The organism is Yersinia massiliensis CCUG 53443 (genome assembly GCF_000312485.1).
In the GTDB taxonomy this organism is placed as follows: Bacteria; Pseudomonadota; Gammaproteobacteria; order Enterobacterales; family Enterobacteriaceae; genus Yersinia; species Yersinia massiliensis.
In genome coordinates this window covers 350,665-357,749 of the sequence record NZ_HE997647.1, presented here as the reverse complement: position 1 = coordinate 357,749, position 7,085 = coordinate 350,665, and the positions used below count along the sequence as shown (strand labels likewise).

The window sequence follows — 7,085 nt, the reverse complement described above, 5'->3', positions numbered from 1 at the left end:
AGGGCCACCGCGGCGTTGGTATTGATATCGCCATTACCACTCAGCACATTCGCCAAGGCAGCATTCGCCCCGTTCAGGTTTAAATCACCCAGCACATTAATGGCACTGCTGCCTAGCGTACCGACACCGTTCAAGGTGGCAGACGCGCCAGCTGCAACCAGCGTTTGGCCGCTTAAACCGCTGTTCGCGCCACTGATCGCCAAATCGCCGCCGTTGATGTTCAGCGTACCAGCACCGGTTAAGCCGCCTGTGGCGCTAGAAGTACCGCCCGCCGCCAGATTCAGCGTGCCGCCAGTAAGATTCAAGATATTGCTGTTGGTCAGCGCGCCCGTGCTGTTCAGTACCCCACCGGTGCCTAAGGTCACCGTACCGGCGTTGGTCAGCGCACCTACTGTCTGAGTGTGGCCATTGAGATTGGTCTGGGTGTTTAGCGCCGTATTTAAGGCTGAAGTCGCCCCCAGTGCATTATCACTCCCCAGATTCAAAATGCCGCCATTTACGGTGGTCGTGCCGGTGTAATCGTTAGTGGCATTGGTCAGCGTCATTTCGCTGTTATCCGCACCAATAATCAGGTTGCCCGCACCGGTCAATTTCGCCAGTAAGTTGTCATCGGCATTGACTGCGCCCGCGGATGTGAGGGTTAAACTTTGCCCAAGTAGTAATTCCAGTTCTGTCAGGGTTGATGTCACACTCAAACCACTGCCTTCGCTGGTCAGCGCATAATCATACAGTGCCTGCGCTACCGTATTCCCGCCTTGAACAACACTTTCTTCGGCCCCATTCCCCAAGCTGTTGCCCGCAAGATCCTGCAATGTGAGTCGGGCTAAATCAGTTGCCGACAGGGCATTGGCGCTGTTAATAAGCTGGGATGAACTACCCGTATCCTGATCGAGTAAATTCCCGCCAGTGCTCACCCCTGGGGCGACTTTAACCACACTGTCATTGGTCACCGCCAGTGTGTCGGTCGTGATTGAACTCCCAGCCGCAAATTCAGTCGTCCCGCCATTAAGGGTAAGGTTACCGATCGTTTGATTGCCCACGCCAACCGCAACTGAGGTGTCTGCGGAGGCAATCAAGGTCGCATGATTTAATGCCCCGCTATTGGTACCACTGAGGTTAAAAGTGGCGTTTTGCATATTCACCGTACCGGCAAATGCCGTACCGGTATTACTGCCAAAATCAAAGGCGCTATTGACCGTATTCGCGATATTCAGCGCGCCGGTGCCGGTCAATGCATTATTAGTCGCCGCCACCCCATTGAGATTTAATGCGCCATCGAGGGCAATCGCCGCCGTGCCTAACTGATTACTATTGCTTGCCGTCAGGGTGCCACTTTGTTTGACCTGCCAATCACCCGCAAAATTACTCGACTGGCTCAAGGCAACATTCGCGCCGTTGTTGATGATGGCTGAACCATCACCTCCCACGAGATGGCCTAATGACGCATTCAGCGTGCCATTGAATGCACTGCCAAACAGCAGATCGCTGGTGCCGTCAACACTGATCACGCCGCTGCCGATGTTAGTATCTGAGACAAGGGTAATCAGGCTATTCGCCAGATTAATATTGGTAAAACCTTGCAGGGAAGTGTCTGCCGCCAAGGTGTCAGTTGACGCATTGAAATTGAGTGTATTGGTGCCAGTACCCGCATTTAGAGAACCTAAATAGGTACTGCCCTCGGTCATATTATTGATGGTAAAAGTATCATCACCCACACCGGTGGTAATCGATGACACTTGAGCGCCATTCTGTATGGTGACGTTATTATTGCCGGCCCCCAGATTAATCGCGCCATTGCTTTGCGAGGTACTACCAAGAACCAAGGTATCGTTACCGGCACCGGTGGTTAATGTGCCGTTTAATATCGCATTATTATTAATGGTGTTCGCCGCTGTTCCGGCAAAGTTCACCGCACCATTGATGGTTCCGTTGTTCGTCAGTGTCTTGGCGGTTGTCCCAGTGAAATTAATTGCCGTCGCCCCGGCAGCATTGATCTGAGCATCGGCACCGATGGTGGTTGTGGTCACGGCACCATCGGTCACCTGTAATCCTGTACCGCCGCTGTTGGTGACATTGATATGCAGATTCGAATCGGACAGGTCAACCCCACCACCGGTGGCATTAATCCCCGTACCTGCGCCAGACACATTGATATCTAACGCATCCGGATTTAACGCACTGACATCCGTATTCGCCGCAGTAATCCCGATCCCCGTCCCCGTGACATTGATCGTATTACGGCCATTTACCCCTTCGGCAAAGGTCAAACCGGCCAGACTCGTTAACCCCGTACCATTTGTCACGTTGAAGGTGACATGTCTGAGGGCCAGATTGATACCTACCGCTTTGGCGAAAGCAGCTCCGGTACCGTTGAGATTCAAAATCAAATCCGTTAAGGCGTGATTACCACTTGTGCCCGCAAATGTTAGCCCAGTCGCAACGCCCGTCGTCGTAATCGTCCCACCGACCAAATTCAATAATGTATTCGACAGAACGTTAACGCCCGTTCCCGCACTGGCATTGATGGCACCGCCGGTATTATCTACGCTAATGGTTTGTGATGGGCCAGAGGTGGAACTTGAGGAGATGGCAATCCCGGCAGTGGTGCTATTAATCGTGCCTTTATTGGCGACATTTATGGTTGCAGTTCCGGTATTGGTTGCCGATATTCCCGTGGCGGCAGTAATGGTCCCTGTGGCTTTATTCTCCAACACGACATTCCCGCTGCCCGCATGGGAGGCTGAAATACCGGCTGTGGCGACATTCATGGCCGCGCCAGAACTGATATAGATCCCGCTGCTATTTGCCACACCGGTTTTGGTGGCTAAAATCCCAGCCGCCGTGGTATTCAAAATAGAACCGGTCGCCAGATTGTAAATAACATCCGCCGTCCCAGTAGCGCCATTATTGATGCCCGCTGTATTCGTGGTCGCGTTATCGATGGCATTCCCAGCGATAACACCGCCACCGGTCGCCCGCGCCCGCAAAATTATTTTTGCGCCATCACCAAAACCGGTGCCTGAATTATAACTCCCAATGGTGATGCCTCGGTTATTCGCCGCGCCACTGAGAACGTTCTGATTGGCAATCAGTTCAAACGAGGCGTTATCGGCAAAATTATAGGCAAAAGCATAGGTCCCCGTATTCGTGATATTTGCTGCCGACCCCGTTCTATTGATGATGACATCAGCACCACTGAGGAAGTCCATGGTGGAGGTATTGGCTACCGCACCCGCATTTTGGAAAGAGATGCCAGCCCCTAAATGCGTGACATGAAATCGGCCGGTATACCTCACTTTGTTAACTTCGCCAATCTCCTGGTCTCTATCGTTAACAACCACATCCGACAGAATATTACCGAACGTCAAGATACTGTTGGTGGCCCCGCCATTGGTCGCCATAAAGGCAAGCTGGGACGAGCCTAAAAAGCCGATATTGTCATAGACAACATTCACCGCCGTAGCCGTGCCGGTTAGGTAGACCATGCTGTAATAGTTGGCCGTGTCGATTTTAGACATATTCTGAAGCGTTAATGTCCCAGTGCCCGACGAAACCGCTAAGCCATTGACGACCGTATTGGCAACAGTCAAACCATATAAGCCATTACCGTCAATCACGACATTCTGACTCGCCATATTGACGGTGAGTACTTGAGTCAGTGCAATGTCCGCACCCAGAATAATTTTATCGTAAGTGCCGTTTGATAACGCGGTTAACAGGGCCGCTTGGGTTGTAACGGTGATATCGGCGGCCTGCACAGGATTAACGCTGAATAGGCTAAAGCTGCCGATGGATAAAGCTAAAAGACTTTTTCTAAAGAGGTGATTTATGCCATTTTTGGCAAGGGTATTTGACTGCGTATTACCAGTTAATGAGTGACCGACACTTTTGGCTTTAGCGGTGCGCTTTGCCAGTTCACCCACAACAATCCATATGTTTAGGACTGAATTCCAAATCACTTTAAAGAATTTATTCATATAGTTCCTTAACAAATAATAATTTGCTAAAAAAGAGGTCAGCAAAACCCAATCCTTTTACTTGGCAATAAAAGCGATGTCGCACCGGGCAATACAATCAAGTCAGGATTTAGTTTTTAAATAGGAGGGGCACTAAACACACGGCAAAGTCACAAACCAATAACAATTGGTTTATCAATTTCTATTGATAAACGAATAACTTAAGCCGATTAGCCTAGCCAACTAACATGAGATTATTTATACGGCTGTTTTTATTTAAGAACAATATTCTGATTAAAAATAAATATTTTGATAAAGGGAAATTAATGAAAATTAAATTCTAATAATTAAATAAATAACCCGCATCTCAATCAGATAAAAACCATGCGACAAATCAAATCACTGGTTATTTAATTTATTCCAGTTTAAAAATCTAATTTTAACATTTATGTAAACAGGAAAAATCGCACACTAAAATAATTAATTCCTACATTAAATAGGAAAATTCATATTAAACATTCACATAGTTACTCTGTCAGCAAAGTAAATGCTTCCATCTAAATTAAAAAATGGTAAAGCGGCCATTCTTCGACATATTCTGAATATAGAATCGATAAATGGCAGGCAGTTTTGATAACTCACATCCTTTCTATTTCCTAAACAGTTAAATATATTTAACAGAGAAAAATGCCCCGATAACCATCAAATTAGGTTATCGGGGCATTTTTCATTTCGCGGGATAATCGCTTACGTATTTATTTTTGCAAATGTAGCGTGGTCATACAGGTTTGGCTCTCGGCTTGAGTGGCAAAAGGGGATACCGCTTTTAGCCCTTGATAGCTAACTTCAATGGTGCCTTCGATATTACGTGGCAACCAAACACCGATAAAACCATTGGAATAACTGGTGAGTTTATCCTGCACGATCACCTTCCCTGTGTTATCGGTAATTTTCACATCAAAGGTGGTCTCGGCCATTTCACCGCGACAGCCAGACAAACTGTGATTAAAACAGGGGTGAGTTTGATTCACGAAAGGGGCAAATGAGAGATAAAACTTATCGCCCAGCGGGAAAGTGAATTGCTGTTTTCCATCAGACAAATTAAGTTCGGTACCTGTTACCGAGGCTGAATAAGGCAGAGGACGCGCTTGCTTTGACTGATCAATGGCATCAATCATCTGCTCAGTGGTTTTTCCTGCTAAACCCTGTTGTGCGAGGAACTCACGTTCTGCGCTAGAGGTCGATTGCGCGGCAGCGAAATGGCTAAAGGTGATAGCGGTTAAAGCAACAATAGCCAGTCGGGCGGCTTGGGCGAAGGTCTTTGTCACGGTCATGATGTCCTTTCGATAAGAGTAAAATAACGCGATGAAGGAGAATAATGACGCTTAATCTAAGCCCTCCCCTTAGGGGAGGGTCAAAGCTAGATTTGCATAGAAAGGTAAGTGATTGTATAGAAATGGTTTTTATTGATTTAAATCAACTTTAACCCGTGATATTCCGCACAGTTTGGGTTAATTAATATCCGGGTGTTGAGCAATCAGATTTTTACGTTTTTTCTCCAGCTCAGCGATTTGCTGATCAATATCTTCAATATTCTGCTCGATATGATCATGGTGCTCCTGCAAAATCTCTTTGGCTTCCGCCCTATCAGATGCCGCTGGGGTGGCACCTTTCAGCGGCTTATTGGCTGTTTCCTTCATAAATACCCCAGTCATTAATCCAATCAGTGCCACCACCATCAGGTAGTAAGCGGGCATATACAGATTCTGAGTGGTTTCAACCAACCAAGCCGCCGCGGTTGGCGTCAAACCTGCCACCAGCACGGAAATATTAAACGCAATGGCCAAAGCGCTATAGCGAATATGGGTTGGGAACATGGCCGGTAATATGGAAGCCATCACACCGGTGAAGCAATTCAGTAAAATCGCTAAAATCAGTAAACCACAAAATATCAAACCGATAATGCCGCTATTGATCAGGATAAAGCTGGGGATCGCGAGGATAAATAGCCCAACGCTACCAAAGATAATAAAGGGCTTACGGCCATATCTGTCGCTCATTAACCCCATCACGGGTTGGACAAATAACATCCCGAGCATGATAGCGATAATAATCAATACGCCGTGATCTTCCGAATAGTGCAGGCTATGGGAGAGATAGCTCGGCATATAGGTGAGTAGCATGTAATAAGTGACATTGGTCGCTATCACGATACCGACACAAATCGTCAGATTCCGCCATTGCTTGGTGAGAATCTCACGGAAAGACACTTTCGGCGGCTGCGCAATACTGTTACGCGAATCGCTGTCAATTTTATCCACATGCTGCTGAAAAGTTGGCGTTTCTTCCAAGGCATTACGCAGGTAAATACCAATCAGACCTAACGGTGCCGCAATAAAGAACGGTATCCGCCAGCCCCACTCTAGGAACTCAGTCTCGCCCACGATGCTGGAAATCAGCAGCACGACCCCTGCTCCTAACACAAAACCGGCAATAGAGCCGAAATCCAGCCAACTGCCGAGAAATCCTCGTTTTCTGTCCGGTGAATATTCAGCCACAAAAATAGCGGCTCCCGTATACTCGCCCCCCACAGAGAAACCCTGCGCCAGTTTTGCCAATAACAGCAGTATCGGTGCCCAAATCCCGATCGAGGCATAGGAGGGAATCAAGCCGATGCAGAAGGTACTGACCGACATAATAATGATGGTGATAGACAGGACTTTTTGTCGCCCATACTTATCACCCAATGCGCCAAAGAATAAGCCGCCAAGGGGACGAACCAAGAAAGGCACGGAGAAAGTCGCCAGTGCGGCGATCATCTGGATACCCGGATCTGCGCCGGGGAAAAATACCTGTCCAAGGGCAAAGGCAACGAAACCGTAAACCCCGAAATCGAACCACTCCATGGCGTTACCCAACGCCGCAGCAGTAATCGCTTTCTTCAATTTGACGTCATCAATAATCGTAATATCGTTGATTTGCAGCGGTTGAACGCTCTTTTTTCTGAATCCCATTTTTCTTCCTTATTTACCCTGTAGCCTGAGGGACTAAAGCCAAACCCAATGAATGAGGGAAATACCCGTTAAGGGTTAAAAACTTTATGGCAGGTTGATAAGAATAGTTTTATTC

The 7,085-nt window shown here is 47.6% G+C and carries 3 protein-coding genes; all 3 read right to left on the bottom strand.

Annotated elements, in window-relative coordinates; translation table 11 throughout:
* A partial coding sequence (locus tag BN68_RS18155) for an autotransporter outer membrane beta-barrel domain-containing protein (RefSeq protein ID WP_019212608.1) occupies window positions 1-3,977 on the bottom strand: 3,977 nt, incomplete at its 3' end.
* A 734-nt stretch (window positions 3,978-4,711) separates the two neighbouring features.
* A complete protein-coding gene (cueP, locus tag BN68_RS18150; protein WP_019212607.1) occupies window positions 4,712-5,290 on the bottom strand; it encodes a copper-binding periplasmic metallochaperone CueP in 579 nt (192 codons plus the stop codon).
* Window positions 5,291-5,467: 177 nt separating this feature from the next.
* The gene (proP, locus tag BN68_RS18145) at window positions 5,468-6,970 is read right to left on the bottom strand and encodes a glycine betaine/L-proline transporter ProP (protein WP_019212606.1); all 1,503 of its coding nucleotides are present in this window, start codon (window positions 6,968-6,970) and stop codon (window positions 5,468-5,470) included.
* Window positions 6,971-7,085 lie beyond the last annotated feature (115 nt).

Excerpts from the sequence above, each read along its gene's own strand:
- cueP (WP_019212607.1), bottom strand. The coding sequence starts at position 5,290 with ATGACCGTGACAAAGACCTTCGCCCAAGCCGCCCGACTGGCTATTGTT.
- proP (WP_019212606.1), bottom strand. The coding sequence starts at position 6,970 with ATGGGATTCAGAAAAAAGAGCGTTCAACCGCTGCAAATCAACGATATT.